Below are 14,642 nucleotides of genomic sequence, written 5' to 3' on the forward strand. Positions count from 1 at the left end.
AACCTAACTGAGGTTTACCTAACTACCTTCGCGCCATGCGCGCCACAGACGCGCGTACATGCCCCCCAGAGCCACCAGCTCCTCGTGCGTCCCCTGCTCCACCACCCGGCCCGCGTCCAGCACGGCGATCCGGTCCGCCGCCATCGCCTGGGTCAGCCGGTGGGCCACGTACAGCGTGGTGCGGCCCGCGCACGCGGCGAGCACGGCGCGCTCCAGCGCGGCGGCGCCCTCACTGCCCGCCTCGGCGGTCGACTCGTCGAGCACGACCACCGGGGCACGACTCAACACCAGGCGTGCCAGGGCGACTTGGGCGACCTTGGTCACATCCAGCCGCTCGCCGCCCTCACCGACCATGGCGTGCAGCCCGCCGGGCAGCAGCTCCACCCACCCGTCGGCGCCGACGGTCCGCAGCGCCTCCATCAGCTGCTCGTCGCCCGCCTCGGGTGCGGCGAGGCGCAGATCGTCGGCCAGCGGCCCGGAGAACACGTGCGTCTCCTGCGTCAGGATGCTCACCAGGGACCGCGCCTCGGCCTCGTCGAGCCCCGCGAGCTCCCGCGACCCGATGCGTACGGCCCCGGCCTGCGGGGCCCCGATGCCGGCGATCAGCGCGGCCAGGGTCGACTTGCCCGCGCCCGTCGCCCCCACCAGCGCCAGTGAACCGCCCGCCGGGATGGACAGGTCCACGTTCCGCAGGACGGGTTCCTCGGTGTCCGGGTAGCTGAAGGTCAGGTCCGTGACCGTCACCCCGTACGGCACGGCCTCGGCCCGGGTGACGGACGCGTCGCCCACCAGCCGCTCCTCCGCCGGCTCCCCCAGCACCCCGACCAGACGGGTGAGGCTGGCGCCCGACTTCTGCGCCTCGTCGAAGGTGAACATGATGGCGCCCAGCGGGGTGAACAGCCGGTGGAACATCAGCGGGGCGGCCGACACCTCGCCCAGGGTGGCGGCGTCCGCCTCCAGCAGGGCGTATCCCACCACGAGGATCAGGACCAGGCCGATGAACTCGGCACGGTTCTCCCTGCCGACGAACCGGCCGAAGAACCGGAACACCTCGACGCCGAGATCGCGCACCCGCCACGACTCGGCGGTGACCTTCTCGCGGACGTCGCCCTCCAGGCGGTACGCCCGTACCGTGTCTATCCCGTTGAGCCCGCTGATCAGCGCCTGCGCGCGGTCGGCCTGGGCGATGCGCTGGCTGCGGTAGAGCGGCGCGGACCTGGGCAGGTACCAGCGCAGGGCCAGCGCGTACGCGGGCAGGGCACCGGCCCCGGCGAGACCGAGCCGCCAGTCCAGGCCGAACATGCCGAGCGTGGCGATGGCCACCAGCACCCCCGCCGAGAACACCGTGGGGATGGCCTGCCGGATGCCCTTGGACAGCACGGCGACGTCGTCACCGACCCGGGAGAGCACATCGCCCCGGCCGACCTGCTCGACGCGGGCGCTCGGCATTCCCAGCACCGCCCGGACGGCGCTCTCCCGCAGCTGGGCGAGCAGTTCCGCCCCCAGTCGCCCGATCAGACAGGTGGACGCGGCGGTGGCCGCCGCGCCGAACAGCGCGGCGGCCCCCGTCAGTACCCCGACCGTGACGAGGACCGAGCGTGACTCACCGCCGGCCACCCCGTCGACCACCCGGCCCAGCAGCAGCACGGGGACCACTTGGAGGGCCGCCCCGGCCACGGTGGTGAGCACGGTGGAGAGGGTCAGCCACGGGGCGCGGCGGCAGTGTGCCGCCACCCACGCGGTGGCCTCCTTCCCCGTCGCCGTACGCAGCTTCGTCGGGGCCGCGGGAGTGTCGGTGACGGTCACGCGATCGCCAGTTCTCGGAGGGGGGAGGACGGTTCGGCCGTCATCTCTACTTGGCCGACCTGACGAGCTCGTCGATCGCGTACGGCAGGGAGAGCAGCGTGCCCTGGGACATGGCGGCGCCGATCGCCGGGCCCTCACTGTCCAGGAGGTAGGAGACCTTGCCGTTCTTGACGGCGGGCAGGTTGGCGAAGAGCTCGAACTTCTTGAGCGCCTCCGTGTCCGCCTTGTCGTTGATGACGAAGATGCGGTCGACGTCGATCAGGTCGATGCGCTCGGGCGAGAGCTCGGTGGAGAACTGGCCGTCGGCGATCTTGTCGATCTGGGTCTGGTAGCCGAAGCCGGAACCGGTGATCAGCTGCCCGCGCACGTCGGTGGAGGTGAACGGGTACACCTTGCTCTTGTACCAGGAGAGGGCGACCGCGGTCTGGTCCGCGAACTCGGGGTTGGCCTTATTGGCCGCGTCCAGCTTGTCCTGGATGCCCTTCACCATCGCGGTGCCCTCGGTCTCCTTGCCGAGCGCCTTGGCGATGTGGACCGCGTTGTCCTGCCACGGAGCGCTGAAGGGCTCCCTCTCGGCCTTGGTGCGGCCGACGGTCGGCGCGATCTTGGAGAGTTTGCCGTAGGCGGCCTGGTCGATCTCGGAGTAGACCGCGACGATCAGGTCCGGCCGCAGGGAGGCGATCTTCTCGTAGTTGGGGCCCGTGTCACCGTTGTTCATGACGACCTCGGGACGGGTGTCACCCCACTTGTCCTTCACCCAGGGCCACTGGGTGTTGATGTCGGGGGTCCGGCCCACCGGGTTCGGGTACTGGTCGACCATGCCGACCGGCTTGATGCCGAAGGCCAGGACGGCCTGGTCGTCCGTGTACCCGACGGCGACCACACGCTTGGGGGCCTGCTCGACCTTCGTGGACCCGAACGCGTGCTCCACCGTGACCGGGAACGCGCCGGCGTCCGCGGCCGGGGCGTCGTCGTTCTTCTTCTCCTCCGTGCCGGAACCGCATCCCGCGAGGAGGCCGACGCCGAGGGTCGCGGCGGTGAGTGCCGCGGCCAGCCGCCGCCACGGCTGCACGAGCGTCGTTCGATGGAGAAGCATCCGCAATCCCTTGCTTTCGCGCTGGCCTTTGCACCCCTGGGTGAGGGCGAGCAAACCTTATCCCGTTCAAGTGAGGCCAGCCTAGCCTTACTTGAGACTTTCCCTCGTTCGGAGGAAGTTGATCACTCGGCCAACTCCCCTTGCGGTCTGCTTACTTCACCGGAGGCTCGGGCGCCGGGTCGAGCAGGACGTGGGTACGTCCGATCGGGACGATGAGCGGACGGTCGCCCACCGGGTCGTCGATCACCTTGGCCCGCAGTCCGAAGGCCTCGTACAGCAGCTCGGCGGTGATCACCTCACGCGGGTGCCCCTGCGCCAGGATCGAGCCCGCCCGCATCACGATGAGGTTGTCGCTGTAGCGCGTGGCCAGGTTGAGGTCGTGCAGCACCATGACGACGGTGCAGCCCGACTCGTGCAGGTCGTCCACCAGGTCGAGCACGTCGATCGCGTGCGCGAGGTCCAGATAGGTGGTCGGCTCGTCCAGCAGCAGCAGGTCGGTGCCCTGGGCCAGGGTCATCGAGATCCAGACGCGCTGACGCTGGCCGCCGGAGAGCGAGTCGACCGGGCGGTCGGCCAGATCGGCCACTCCGGTCATGGCCAGCGCGCGCTCCACGACATCGGCGTCGTCCGACGACCACTGCCGTAGCCAGCTCTGGTGCGGATGCCGCCCCCGGGCGACCAGGTCGCCCACGGTCAGCCCTTCGGGTGCCACGGGCGCCTGGGGCAGCAGGCCGAGCTTCTTCGCCACGTCCCGGGTCCTGAGTCCGGCGATGTCCTGGCCGTCCAGCACGACGGTCCCCTCGGCCGGCTTGAGGAGGCGCGTCAGCGTGCGCAACAGCGTCGACTTCCCGCAGCCGTTGGGCCCGATGATCGTGGTGACCACGCCCGGCGGGATCTCCACGTCGAGATCGTCGATGACCGCCCGTCCGCCGTAGCCGACCGTGACGCCCCTCGCCGCCAGCCGGGCGGCGCCGCCGACCGCGGAACGGGTCTCGGTGATGAACTGCGCGACCACAAGCACCCCTTGATTTAGGCTCGCCTAACCTTATTGCCTCCGGCGGGAGTTCGCCTCAGGACGCCGCGTTCGTGGCCCGGCGGAGGTTCGCCCGCACCAGCAGGTGGACGAGGAACGGACCGCCGATCGCGGCGGTGACCACCCCGACCGGCAGGGTGATCGGCAGCGCCGTCCGCGCGACGAGGTCCGAACCGATCAGCAGCAGCGCCCCCAGCAGGCCGGAGGCGACCATCGGCGGCGTCGGGCACCGCGCCAGACGCATCGCCACCTGAGGCGCCACCAGCGCGACGAACGGGACGGGACCGGCCGCGCTGACCGCCACGGAGGCCAGCAGCACCGCGCAGAGCAGGAGGACGGCCCGTACCCGGGTGTACCGCACGCCCAGTCCGGCGGCCACGTCGTCACCGAGGTGCATCGGCTTGAACTGGAACGCGGCGGCGGCCATCACGGCGAGCAGGACCAGCGAGCCCCAGAACGCCATCCGGACCTCGTCCCACGACCGGCCGTCCAGCGAGCCGACCAGCCACGCCTGGGCCCGGGCCACGTCCCTGATGTCGGCCGACGCCAGCAGCCAGGTCGTGATCGCCTGCATCACGGCGCTGACCGAGATGCCGATGAGGATGAGCCGGAAGCCGTCGATCCCGCGCCGCCACGCGAGGAAGTAGACCAGCAGGCCCGTCCCCAGTCCGCCCAGGAGCGCCGCCGCCGAAAGGCCCACCGAGCCGGCGACCGCCGCCGCGGCCCCGCCCGACACCGTCACCAGGAACACCGCGACCGCACCGGCCCCGCTGGTGATCCCGAGGATGTCCGGGCTGGCGAGCGGGTTGCGTGCGACGGACTGGGTGATCGCTCCGGACACGCCCAGCGCGATCCCCACGATGAGACCGGACAGGGCGCGCGGCATCCGCAGGTCCATCACGACGAACTCGTCGACCTGTTCGCCCTGGCCCAGCAGTGTGGCGATCACCCGCGGCAGGCCGATGGGGAAGTCCCCGACGGCGATGGAGAGGCAGAACACCAGGAAGGCGGCCACCGCCAGCACCAGCGAGATGAGAACGAGCCAGGGCCGCCAGACGAACGACACCTGACCGAGCCGCACACCCGGGGCCAGGGGCGGGTTCATGTCCGTTTTACTCATGCGCTCCTGAACTTTCCTCGCCAGACCAGAGCCGCGAAGAACGGGGCACCGATGAGGGCGACCACGACACCGGGTTCCAGCTCACCGGGCCGCACCACCAGGCGCCCCACGATGTCGCAGACCAACAGGACGACGGCGCCGAGCAGACCGGCGTACGGCACCAGCCAGCGGTAGTCGGGGCCGGTCAGGTAGCGGGCCACGTGGGCGACCATGAGCCCGAGGAACGCGATGGGCCCGCATGCCGCCGTGGCCGCGCCCGCCAGCAGGGTGATGGCGACGATGCCGACGGCCCGGCTCAGCACGATGTTCACGCCCAGACCGCGGGCCACGTCCTCGCCCAGGTTGAGCAGGTTGAGGGCGGGCAGGGTGCTCAGTGCCAGGACGAGCCCGACGGCGATGAACCCGGTCACCGGCCAGATGACGTCGAAGCCGACGCCGGCGACGGAGCCCGCGTTCCAGAACCGCAGCGCGTTCAGCGACTTCTGGTCCGTCAGCGCGACCGCCGTGGTCATCGCGATGAGGAAGACCGTGATCCCCTGCCCGGCCAGGGCGAGCGTCAACGGGTTGCCCGCTCCCCTGCCGATGCTCGCCAGGCCGAAGACGACGACGCCGGCGACCGCCGCGCCGACGAAGGCGAACCAGACGTACTGGAACGGGTCGGTGAACCCGAACACGGCGATCACCGACACCACGGCGAACGAGGCGCCGCTGTTCACCCCCAACAGGCCCGTGTCGGCGATGGGGTTGCGTGTGTACCCCTGGATCAACGCACCGCCGACGCCCAGGGCGATCCCCGCCACGACCGCGAGGACCGTGCGGGGCACCCGGACCGTCTCCACGATGAGCCTGATCTCGGTCAGCCGCTGATCGGGGTCCGCCTCCGCGAACAGCCCGTGCCAGACCTCGGCGGGGCTGAGCGCACGCGCCCCCACGGCCAACGACAGCGCGGCGACGGCCACGAGGGACACCATCAGCGCGCCCAGACCCACAACCCGCCCGCGGCGGACCTCTGTTGCACCCCTGGGCAGGGGGCGCTCGACTGCAGTCGTGCTCATATCGACGTACGTTATCCCTAGGGAGCCAGCGGAAGTCAGGGTCCGCCGCAGAGGGCGCACCCGCCGCCGGGTGCGCCCTCTGGGACCGCTCACGCTCCGGTCTCTGATCCGGCCTTATCGGTGCGGAAGGCTTCGAACGACGGCGCTGCCGGTGCCGTCGGCGACCGGGCGGGCCTCGTCGGAGGTGGATTTGACGCTCCGGGCGAGCACGGAGTCCAGTATCTCGCCGACGCGTATCGCGGTGTTGGACAACAGCGACGTCGTGATGCCGTGCGTGTGCTCCGTACCCCCCTGGAGGTAGATTCCGCAGGTCAGGGCCGGGTCGGTGGCGATACGGTAGTCGCGCTCGACCCGGACGCGCCCCGCGTCGTCGAGCAGGCAGCGCTCGGCGACCTCGCCGAGGAGGCCGAGCGGGTCGGCGGGACTGTAGCCGGTGGCGAACACCACGATGTCGGCGTCCAGGGGGGTCTCCTCGCCGGTGACGAGGGATTTCACCGTGGTACGGACGCTGTCGGGCCCCTCTTCGACGCCGGTGACCCGGGACACGTTGAGGAAGCGCAGCCGCTCGGTGCCGAGGACCTTCTCCCGGTACATCTGGCGGTACAGGTCGTCGATCAGGTCGATGTCCACCACGGAGTAGTTGGTGTTCCCGTGATAGGCCATCAGCTGGTTCTTGACGCTGTCGGGTGCGGCGAAGTACTCGTCGACCGCCCCGGGGTCGAAGATCCGGTTGGCGAAGCTGCTGTCGTCGGCGGGGCTGTAGCCGTAGCGGGAGAAGACCGCGCAGACCTCGGCCTCGGGGAAGCGGCGGTGCAGGTAGGCGACGTTCTCGGCGGCGCTCTGTCCGGCACCCACGACGACGAACCGCGAGGGCGAGGTGCCCTCCAGACCGTCGACCTTGCGCAGCAGGTCGGAGTTGTGCCAGACGCGCTCGCCGCGCAGCACCCCGTCCGGCAGGAGAGGGCGCAGCCCGGTGCTGATGACGAGGTTGCGGGCCCGGTGCACCGCGAGGCCGTCCCGCGACCGGACGGTCACGTCCAGGTACTCCACGGTGCCGTCGTGGACGAAGGGCGTCACGGAGACGACCTCATGGCCGTAGGAGACCATGTCGTCGACCTTGGCCGCGGCCCACTCGAAGTAGTCGTGGAACTCCACGCGCAGCGGGAAGAGGTTCTTGTGGTTGATGAAGTCGATCAGCCGGTTCCTGCTCTGCAGATAGCAGAGGAAGCTGTATTCGCTGGCCGGGTTCCGGAGTGTCACCAGGTCCTTGAGGAAGGACACTTGCATGGTGGCGTCGTCGATCAGCATGCCCCGGTGCCAGCCGAAGCTCGGCTGCTGCTCGAAGAAGTGAGCGGTCACCGGCTCGTGCCCGCCGACGCGTGTGTTGTGCTCTCTGAGCGCGATCGCCATGGCCACATTGGACGGGCCGAAGCCGATCCCCATGAGGTCGTGGACCAGTGGTGCGTCGCCAGGATGAACCTGTGACATGTCACTCCCATCGTGCGGGAAAGCCGCCTGTCAGGCGCCGGGGAAGGTAGGCGAGATGGGCACGCCGACAGAGCAGCCCAGCCCGACTTAGGTGAGCCTAAGCTCATTGGATCGGCGCTGTCGATAGGGCAAAACGGAATCCAGAGGCCTGACATCCCGTCAATTCATTGTGCAAACCGTCTTGTTGCAAACCGGGGTGAACTGGGCACCACTCTCTGTGATCGGGATGGCGCTCCGACGTCGATGCGGAACTCGTTCGCCGGCCTCGTCACCGCCGTCACGATGGACGACGTCGTGGCCCAGGTGGAGATCCAGTCGGGTCCGCACCGGCTGGTGTCACTCATCAGCCGCGAGTCGGTGGAGGAACTCGGCTTGGAGGTGGGCGTCCTGGCGACGGCCCGGGTCAAGTCGACCCATGTGCGCGTCGACCGGCCCGGGAACCAGACCTGAGGACGTCGGCGCGGCCGGGCCGCCCGTCGGGCAGATGGGAGGAGAAACCCCGTGACAGGTTCCCGGAAGCCAGGCCCACGGCGCCTATGGCCTCGCAGACACGGTTCGGTGGAACGTCGCCTGGGCATATCTTCCTGGCAGCCGCCCCGCAGGCCGTCCGACTGGGGGATTCCCATGAACCGACTCGGTGCGCCACGCCGCACCCCTGCCACCCAGCTCGCATCGCTGACCGTACGCGGCGATGTCGGCCACCCCACCACGCTGACGGTGCGTGACCTGCGGGAGGGATGGCGGCAGCACCGCGCGGAGGTCGTCTTCGACTGCGCCACCAGCGGGCCGCAGCGCCATGTGTTCGAGGGGCCCTTGTTGCGCGAGGTCGTCCTCGCCGCGCATCCGCTCTTCGACACCCACCGGCGCAAGGACCGGTCCCGGTTCGCCCTGGCGGTGTCGGGTGGCGACGGCCACCACACCGTGCTGGCCTGGGCGGAGATCGACGCCGATTTCGGTAATGCCCCCGTCCTTCTGGCCACCCGGCTGGACGGCGAGGGTCTGGACCCGGCCGGCAGCCAGCTGGTGGTGCCGACCGACCGGTGCGGGGCCAGGTACATCAGCGCCATCGCCCAGGTCTGGGTCGGGGCGTGGCCGGGGACGCGGTAGCGGGCCACTGCCCGCCGGCGACTGCGACGGAGGGGCGCCGGGGTCAGGTGGTGAACTCGCGGGTCCAGGAGGCCGACCAGGCCGACAGGTCGATGTCCGTGATCTCCAGGACGTTGCCGTACTGGTCAGTGACCACGCGCTGGACGAGTATCCGGGTCGCCTTTCCGGTCATGTCCGCCGGGACGCTGACCGACTCCCGATGGGTGAGCCGCAGCCCCGCCTGGTGCATCCAGTAGTACAGCAGCCGCAGGTCGGGCCGCCGGCCGCGCTCCCTGCCGCGCCGGTAGCGGGCCAGCTGCGGAATCCGGATGAGGGCCGCCAGGGAACCACGACACCGCCCGTTGCAGGGATTCTCCCTGCGGGCCGACCACGACATGGCGATGGACCAGGGTCGGCTCGCCGGGGATGAGCTGCAGGCGCGGTGAGAGTGGAGTGGGCGGCGCTTCCCAGGCCAGCAGGGCCTGTTCCAGCGCCCCGGCCGCCTGCAGGCCGCCGGGGAACGACGGCCGGGCGCCCTTCGGGGCGGGCGGGGTGGCCCGGCACCCGGGCACGGCGGCGAAGGTGCCGCGCCGGTCGGTGACGACGAGGCCCTCGTTCCGGAGAAACTGCAGCGCGGCGCGCACGGTCTGCCGGTTGACGCGGTGGAGCTGGGCCAGAGAGCGCTCCGAGGGGAGTTGGTCGCCCGGCGCGATGCGCTGCCGGGTGAGGTCTTCGCGCAGGGCGGCGGGCGATCCGCAGGCAGATCGGTGACGTGGCCGAGGCCTCGGAACGGGACTCATCCATGACCAGAACCCTTTTTTCGCTCAGCGTGACCGTGCTGTACGCCTGGGTGACCAATTACTATCATTGGTCTAAACCATGTGGCCAGCTGGGTCGGTCCGGACAGCCGGCCGGCCCACCGCAACACGGCGGGCAACACCTTCGACAGCCCGTCCCGGAGCTGCTACGAAGGACGGGCCAGGATGCGAAGGGCCCCCGGCTGCACCCGCGCCGTCACCGGGAGGACCGCGTCGACCTCGCCGTCGGCGCCGTACGGAAGCGGTCGGTCCGCTTCTATGCGGATCTCCTTGCCGCGCAGGATCTCCACCTGCGGGCGCCGCACGTGCGCCCCGGTCTTGAGCTCGTTCATCGTCGTGAAGAAGAGGCGTTTGGAGGCGTCGCCGATGATGACCACGTCCAGGAGTCCGTCGTCGAGCCGGGCGCCGGGGGCGACGTTCCTGCCGAAGCCGTAGAAGCCGGAGTTGGCCGCCACGACCGTGTAGCCGGTGCGCTCGTGCGTCACGCCGTCGACGGTGATGCGGTAGGCCGCGGACTTCCACGCCAGGACGGCCCGTAGACCACCCGCGTAGTACGACGCCGCGCCCCGCAGCAGCCGCGAGTCGTTCGCGTGCCGGTTGGCCACCGCGTCGACGCCGGCGTACACGCTGCCGAGTACGGAGATCCGCTCGTGCACGGCGGATTCCACCTCGATCGTGTCCACCGGGCGCGGCTCGGCTTCGAGCAGCACCCGCGCGAGCTCCGACGCGTCGGTGGGCAGGCCGAGCGCTCGGGCGAAGTCGTTGCCCCGGCCGGCGGGGACCAGGCCGAACACCGTGTCCGTACCGCTGAGTGCGCCGCCGACGCAGCCGGCCATCCCGTCACCGCCGACCGCGAGCACGACGTGCCCCCGCTCGCCCGCCCGGCGGGCGAGCTCCCGGGCGTGGTCCAGGCTTCGGCTGTACACGGTGTCGAGCCGTGCACCCGCTTCCCGTACGATCCGGGCCAGCGGGAGCAGGGCCGCCGTGCCGCTGGAGCCCCCTGCCGTGGGGTTGACGACGGCGGTGAACTGTCGCATGGGTCAGGCCTCCGGAGGCGGGAGAAGCGAGCGGCGGACGGGCGGATCGGCGAGCGGCCGGGTCCCGGTCCGCGGGGCGGAGCCCGCGGACCGGCGGCCGACCGGACTCAGCGGACGGGAATGAGGACGCCGGGGCTGAGCACACCGGAGGGGTCGACCTCGGCCTTGACCGCCTGGAGCATGCGGACGCCCAGCGGTCCGATCTCGCGGGTATACCAGTCGCGGTGGTCGGTGCCCACACCGTGGTGGTGGGTGATCGTGCCGCCCGACGCCAGGATCGCGTCGTTCGCGGCGTGCTTGGCCGGCTCCCAGTGGGCCACCGCGTCCTCGCCCTGCGCCGAGACCACGGTGAAGTACAGCGAGGCACCGTTCTCGTAGGTGTGGGAGATGTGGCACATGACGAGCGGTGGGGTGCCGGCCTCGGTCAGCGTGGTGGTCAGCGCGTCGCGCACCGCTGTGTACAGCTGGGGCAGCGCGGACCAGAACGCCGCGGTCTCCAGGGTCTCGGCGAAGGCACCGGCGTCGAGCAGCGCGTCGCGCAGGTACGGCGCGTTGTAGCGGCCGTGCTCCCACCGTTCGCCGGGCTCCTCACCGACGTACTCACCGCCGGCGTCGAGCAGGATCTCGCGGGCGGCGGCACGGCGCATCCCGGTCTCGTCCTCGGTGCCCTCGTATCCGGCGATCGCCAGGCAACCCGCGTTCCGCGGGGCGTCGGTGGCACCGATCGCGTCCGGCTGGGCGAGCCCGACGAAGGTCTCCGTCTCGTCGGACAGCCGCAGCACGGTGGGGCGCGGCCCGTCCTGCGCGAGCCTTCGGAGGGCGGCGGTACCCGCCTCGAAGGAGGTGAAGCGCCACCCCTCGTAGACGCGCCTGCGGGGCAGGGGGCGGACGCGCACGGTCACCGCCGTGATGACGCCGAGGACGCCCTCGGACCCGAGGATCAGCTGACGCAGGTCGGGGCCGGCGGCCGAGCGGGGCACCCGCCCGGTCTCCAGCGTGCCCTCGGGGGTGGCGACGGTGAGCGCGAGGACCATCTCGTCGAAGCGGCCGTATCCGGCCGAGGCCTGGCCGCTGGAGCGGGCGGCGGCGAAGCCGCCCACGGACGCCCATTCGAAGGACTGCGGGAAGTGCCCGAGGGTCCAGCCCTGTTCGTTCAGGAGCGCTTCGGCCCGCGGGCCGCGCAGGCCGGGCTCCAGGGTGGCGGTACGGGAGATCCCGTCCACCGCCACGAGCCGGTCGAGGCGGCGCAGGTCGAGGGCGACGAACGGCCGCTTCGTCTCGGGCGCCAGACCACCGACGACGGAGGTGCCGCCCCCGAAGGGAACGGCCGACAAGCCGTGTGCGGCGCAGGCGCGCAGCACGGCGACCACCTCGTCGTGGCTGCCCGGGAGTACGACGGCGGCCGGGACGTCGTCGACCTCGCCCGCGCGGATGCGGAGCAGGTCGGGGGTGGACTTGCCCCGGGTGTGCCGGATACGGCTGTCGGCGTCGTCGCGCAGCGCGTCCTCGGCGGCGAGCGACCCGGCGAGCGCGGTGCGCGCCTCTTCGGTCAGGGGTGAGGCGGGGACCTCGATGGCGGCCAGGGCCGGCGGTCCGCCCGGCCGGGGGGTGACGCCCAGCAGATCACGCAGCAGGCCCGTCACCGTGTCCGGCAGGGGGGCCGCCTTGGCCGGGTCGCCCCAGCCGCTCCACAACATTTCCACTTCGAGGCGTTCCTCTCGCTCCGGTCGCGGACGGGTACTGCCGCTCCCCCGCCACTGGCATTACACTGTGACAGATGACGCCCATTCGTCACAACCACTCGGGCCCGACGGAACCGGGCCGGTCCGAACGCGGCCGTTCGGACGCCGACACCGTCCTGGACGCGGCACGCGACTGCGTGCTGGCCGTCGGCGTACGCCGCACGACCCTGACCGACGTCGCCCGGCGCGCGGGGGTGTCCCGGATGACGCTGTACCGGCGGTGGCCCGACGTCCGCAGCCTCGTCGGCGACCTGATGACCCGTGAGTGGACCGCCGTCGCCGCCGGAGCCATCTCGACCGACCCGGGCGACCGGCCCGTCCGGCCGCGGATCGTGGACGGGCTCGTCGCGGGCGCCACCGCGTTCCGGGCCCATCCGCTCTTCCGCAAGATCCTCGACGTGGACCCCGAGCTGCTGCTGCCCTACATCCTCGACCGCAGGGGAGCGAGTCAGGACGCCTTCCTCGGGCTGCTCGTCACCGCGATCGCGGCGGGCCACGACGACGGCTCCGTGCGCCGTGCGCCGGTGGACCTCCAGGCCCGGTCCCTGCTGCTCGTCGTGCAGTCCTTCACCCTCTCGCTGCGCACCATGACCGACGAGATGGATCCCGAACTGAGCCAGGCCGCCTTCCTGGACGAACTGCGCACCCTGCTGGAGAGGACCCTCACCCCATGACCCCCACGACCAGCCCCTCCCTGCCCGGTTCCTCACTGAACGCCGACCGGCGGCGCCGCGAACTCGCCGCAGTCGCCGACGGCACCGAGGTCGACGTCCTGGTCGTCGGCCTCGGCGCGACCGGGGCCGGCGCCGCGCTCGACGCGGCCACGCGCGGACTCCGCGTCGCCGCGATCGACGCGCACGACCTCGCGTTCGGCACGTCTCGCTGGAGCTCGAAGCTGATCCACGGCGGACTGCGCTATCTCGCCACCGGGCAGTTCGACGTCGCCCACGAGAGCGCCTTCGAACGCGGCGTGCTGATGGGGCGGACCGCGCCCCACCTGGTCCGCGCCCAGCCCTTCGTCCTGCCGCTCACCCCGCTGGTCAGCCGCGGTCAGGCCGCACTGGTCCGGGCCGGCTTCCTCGCCGGTGACATGCTGCGCGCCTCGGTCCGTACGTCACGTCGTACGCTGCCCGCCCCGCGCACGCTGTCCGCGGTCGAGACGCGCCACCTCGCCCCGGCCCTGCGCCCCACCGGCCTGCGCGGTGGACTGCTGTCCTGGGACGGTCAGCTCACCGACGACGCGCGCCTGGTCACCGCGATCGCCCGCACCGCGGCGGCGCACGGCGCGCGGATCCTCACCCGCACCCGTGCGCTCGAACTCACCGGTGACGGCGCGCGGGTCCGCGACGAGACGAGCGGCGAGGAGCTGCGCATCCGCGCCCGCGTGGTCGTCAACGCGGCCGGGGTGTGGGCGGGGGGCCTGGTCGACGACATCCGGCTGCGGCCCTCCCGCGGTACCCACCTCGTCCTGCGCGACCAGGACCTCGGCCGGCTCTCCGCGGGCCTGCACATCCCGATCCCGGGCGAGACCAACCGCTTCGTCCTGGTACTTCCCCAGGGCGACGGCCGGGTGTACGTCGGACTCACCGACGAACCCGTCGACGGCGAGGTGCCCGACGTGCCGGACGTCCCCGAGACCGACATCGGCTTCCTCCTCGACGTCCTCGGCTCTGCCCTCGACGTCACCCTCCGCCGCGAGGACGTCGTCGGCGCCTTCGCCGGACTGCGCCCGCTCCTGGACACGCGCGGCGACGGCGGGCGTACCGCCGACATCTCCCGCAAGCACGCGATCCTCACCTCGTCCGACGGCATCGTGACCGTCGTCGGCGGCAAGCTGACGACCTATCGGCGGATGGCGCAGGACGCCCTCGACGCCGCCGTGACCGCCCGCGCCCTGACCGCCGGCCCCTGCCGCACCGCCTCGGTGCCCCTGGTGGGCGCCGCCTCGCCGCAGACCCTCACCCGTCTCGACGTCCCGGCGCGCCTCGTACACCGCTACGGCACCGAAGCCACCGCCGTGCACGAACTCGGGCTCAGGGACCCGGAGCTGGCCCGTCCCGTCGTCCCCGGTCATCCCGTCACGCGCGCCGAACTCCTGTGGGCGGTCCGCCACGAGGGCGCGCTGGACGCCGCCGACCTCCTCGACCGCCGCACCCGCATCGGCCTCGTCGCCGAGGACCGGACCGCGGCGGTGGCAGCCGCGGACGAGGTCCTGACGCAGACGGTGTGACGCCGCCACGACAGCCCTGACGCGGCGGTGAGGTCCGGCGGCCCGATCTGGTTCTCAGGCCCGGACTTCGGGATCGCCGGCGACCACGAGGGGCACCGCGCCGAGAGCGTTTCCACGGTCCTGACGCGGCG

Annotated in this window: 13 protein-coding genes and 1 pseudogene; 4 read left to right on the forward strand and 10 right to left on the reverse strand. The window is 71.7% G+C overall.

Annotated elements, in window-relative coordinates; genetic code table 11:
* Window positions 1-18 precede the first annotated feature (18 nt).
* The 6 genes from ACIQAK_RS17555 to ACIQAK_RS17580 all read right to left on the reverse strand — a co-directional run bounded on the left by ACIQAK_RS17555 (window position 19) and on the right by ACIQAK_RS17580 (window position 7,598).
* Window positions 19-1,806, reverse strand: a complete 1,788-nt coding sequence (locus ACIQAK_RS17555; protein WP_366389473.1) for an ABC transporter ATP-binding protein — start codon at window positions 1,804-1,806, stop codon at window positions 19-21.
* 46 nt (window positions 1,807-1,852) lie between these two features.
* Complete coding sequence (locus ACIQAK_RS17560; protein WP_366389472.1) at window positions 1,853-2,902, reverse strand: iron-siderophore ABC transporter substrate-binding protein; 1,050 nt, start codon at window positions 2,900-2,902, stop codon at window positions 1,853-1,855.
* A 151-nt stretch (window positions 2,903-3,053) separates the two neighbouring features.
* Window positions 3,054-3,917: an ABC transporter ATP-binding protein gene (locus ACIQAK_RS17565; protein WP_366389471.1), complete on the reverse strand. Its 864-nt coding sequence runs from the start codon at window positions 3,915-3,917 to the stop codon at window positions 3,054-3,056.
* A 55-nt stretch (window positions 3,918-3,972) separates the two neighbouring features.
* Entirely contained in the window at window positions 3,973-5,055 is a 1,083-nt protein-coding gene (locus ACIQAK_RS17570) for an iron chelate uptake ABC transporter family permease subunit (protein ID WP_366389470.1), read from the reverse strand.
* Entirely contained in the window at window positions 5,052-6,110 is a 1,059-nt protein-coding gene (locus ACIQAK_RS17575) for an iron ABC transporter permease (RefSeq protein ID WP_366389469.1), read from the reverse strand. Before ACIQAK_RS17575 ends, ACIQAK_RS17570 begins: the two co-directional genes overlap by 4 nt.
* Window positions 6,111-6,224: 114 nt before the next feature.
* Window positions 6,225-7,598 carry a SidA/IucD/PvdA family monooxygenase gene (locus tag ACIQAK_RS17580; RefSeq protein ID WP_366389468.1) on the reverse strand — a complete coding sequence of 458 codons (1,374 nt, stop codon included), beginning with the start codon at window positions 7,596-7,598 and terminating at the stop codon, window positions 6,225-6,227.
* A gap of 123 nt (window positions 7,599-7,721) precedes the next feature.
* Here ACIQAK_RS17580 and ACIQAK_RS17585 point away from each other — a divergent pair, with 123 nt between their 5' ends.
* Together ACIQAK_RS17585 and ACIQAK_RS17590 are read left to right on the forward strand one after the other, a co-directional pair.
* On the forward strand, window positions 7,722-8,048 hold the full coding sequence (locus ACIQAK_RS17585) for a molybdopterin-binding protein (RefSeq protein WP_401848370.1): 327 nt from the start codon (window positions 7,722-7,724) through the stop codon (window positions 8,046-8,048).
* Window positions 8,049-8,222: 174 nt separating this feature from the next.
* Entirely contained in the window at window positions 8,223-8,705 is a 483-nt protein-coding gene (locus ACIQAK_RS17590; RefSeq protein ID WP_366389467.1) for a molybdopterin-dependent oxidoreductase, read from the forward strand.
* A 43-nt stretch (window positions 8,706-8,748) separates the two neighbouring features.
* Here the strand turns inward: ACIQAK_RS17590 and ACIQAK_RS17595 are convergent, their stop codons facing one another.
* The 4 genes and pseudogenes from ACIQAK_RS17595 to ACIQAK_RS17610 all read right to left on the reverse strand — a co-directional run bounded on the left by ACIQAK_RS17595 (window position 8,749) and on the right by ACIQAK_RS17610 (window position 12,242).
* Complete coding sequence (locus ACIQAK_RS17595) at window positions 8,749-9,081, reverse strand: hypothetical protein (RefSeq protein ID WP_366389638.1); 333 nt, start codon at window positions 9,079-9,081, stop codon at window positions 8,749-8,751.
* 244 nt (window positions 9,082-9,325) lie between these two features.
* Window positions 9,326-9,484: pseudogene (locus tag ACIQAK_RS17600) on the reverse strand (GntR family transcriptional regulator); the annotation flags it as partial.
* 164 nt (window positions 9,485-9,648) lie between these two features.
* On the reverse strand, window positions 9,649-10,539 hold the full coding sequence (locus tag ACIQAK_RS17605) for a diacylglycerol kinase family protein (RefSeq protein ID WP_366389466.1): 891 nt from the start codon (window positions 10,537-10,539) through the stop codon (window positions 9,649-9,651).
* Between the two features lie 107 nt (window positions 10,540-10,646).
* Window positions 10,647-12,242: an FAD-binding oxidoreductase gene (locus tag ACIQAK_RS17610; RefSeq protein ID WP_366389465.1), complete on the reverse strand. Its 1,596-nt coding sequence runs from the start codon at window positions 12,240-12,242 to the stop codon at window positions 10,647-10,649.
* Window positions 12,243-12,316: 74 nt separating this feature from the next.
* Between ACIQAK_RS17610 and ACIQAK_RS17615 the strand changes: the two genes are divergently transcribed.
* A complete protein-coding gene (locus ACIQAK_RS17615) occupies window positions 12,317-12,955 on the forward strand; it encodes a TetR/AcrR family transcriptional regulator (RefSeq protein ID WP_366389464.1) in 639 nt (212 codons plus the stop codon).
* Window positions 12,952-14,511 (forward strand): glycerol-3-phosphate dehydrogenase/oxidase, encoded by a 1,560-nt coding sequence (locus ACIQAK_RS17620; protein ID WP_366389463.1) that lies wholly within the window; start codon window positions 12,952-12,954, stop codon window positions 14,509-14,511. The genes ACIQAK_RS17615 and ACIQAK_RS17620 overlap by 4 nt, the downstream gene beginning before the upstream one ends.
* The last annotated feature ends 131 nt before the right edge of the window (window positions 14,512-14,642 follow it).

Source organism: Streptomyces sp. NPDC088706 (assembly GCF_044752765.1).
In the GTDB taxonomy this organism is placed as follows: Bacteria; Actinomycetota; Actinomycetes; order Streptomycetales; family Streptomycetaceae; genus Streptomyces.

Coding starts and splice junctions, on each gene's coding strand:
- ACIQAK_RS17570 (WP_366389470.1), bottom strand. CDS start 5,055: ATGAGTAAAACGGACATGAACCCGCCCCTGGCCCCGGGTGTGCGGCTC.
- ACIQAK_RS17620 (WP_366389463.1), top strand. CDS start 12,952: ATGACCCCCACGACCAGCCCCTCCCTGCCCGGTTCCTCACTGAACGCC.
- ACIQAK_RS17605 (WP_366389466.1), bottom strand. CDS start 10,539: ATGCGACAGTTCACCGCCGTCGTCAACCCCACGGCAGGGGGCTCCAGC.
- ACIQAK_RS17590 (WP_366389467.1), top strand. CDS start 8,223: ATGAACCGACTCGGTGCGCCACGCCGCACCCCTGCCACCCAGCTCGCA.
- ACIQAK_RS17580 (WP_366389468.1), bottom strand. CDS start 7,598: ATGTCACAGGTTCATCCTGGCGACGCACCACTGGTCCACGACCTCATG.
- ACIQAK_RS17595 (WP_366389638.1), bottom strand. CDS start 9,081: ATGTCGTGGTCGGCCCGCAGGGAGAATCCCTGCAACGGGCGGTGTCGT.
- ACIQAK_RS17575 (WP_366389469.1), bottom strand. CDS start 6,110: ATGAGCACGACTGCAGTCGAGCGCCCCCTGCCCAGGGGTGCAACAGAG.
- ACIQAK_RS17615 (WP_366389464.1), top strand. CDS start 12,317: ATGACGCCCATTCGTCACAACCACTCGGGCCCGACGGAACCGGGCCGG.
- ACIQAK_RS17560 (WP_366389472.1), bottom strand. CDS start 2,902: ATGCTTCTCCATCGAACGACGCTCGTGCAGCCGTGGCGGCGGCTGGCC.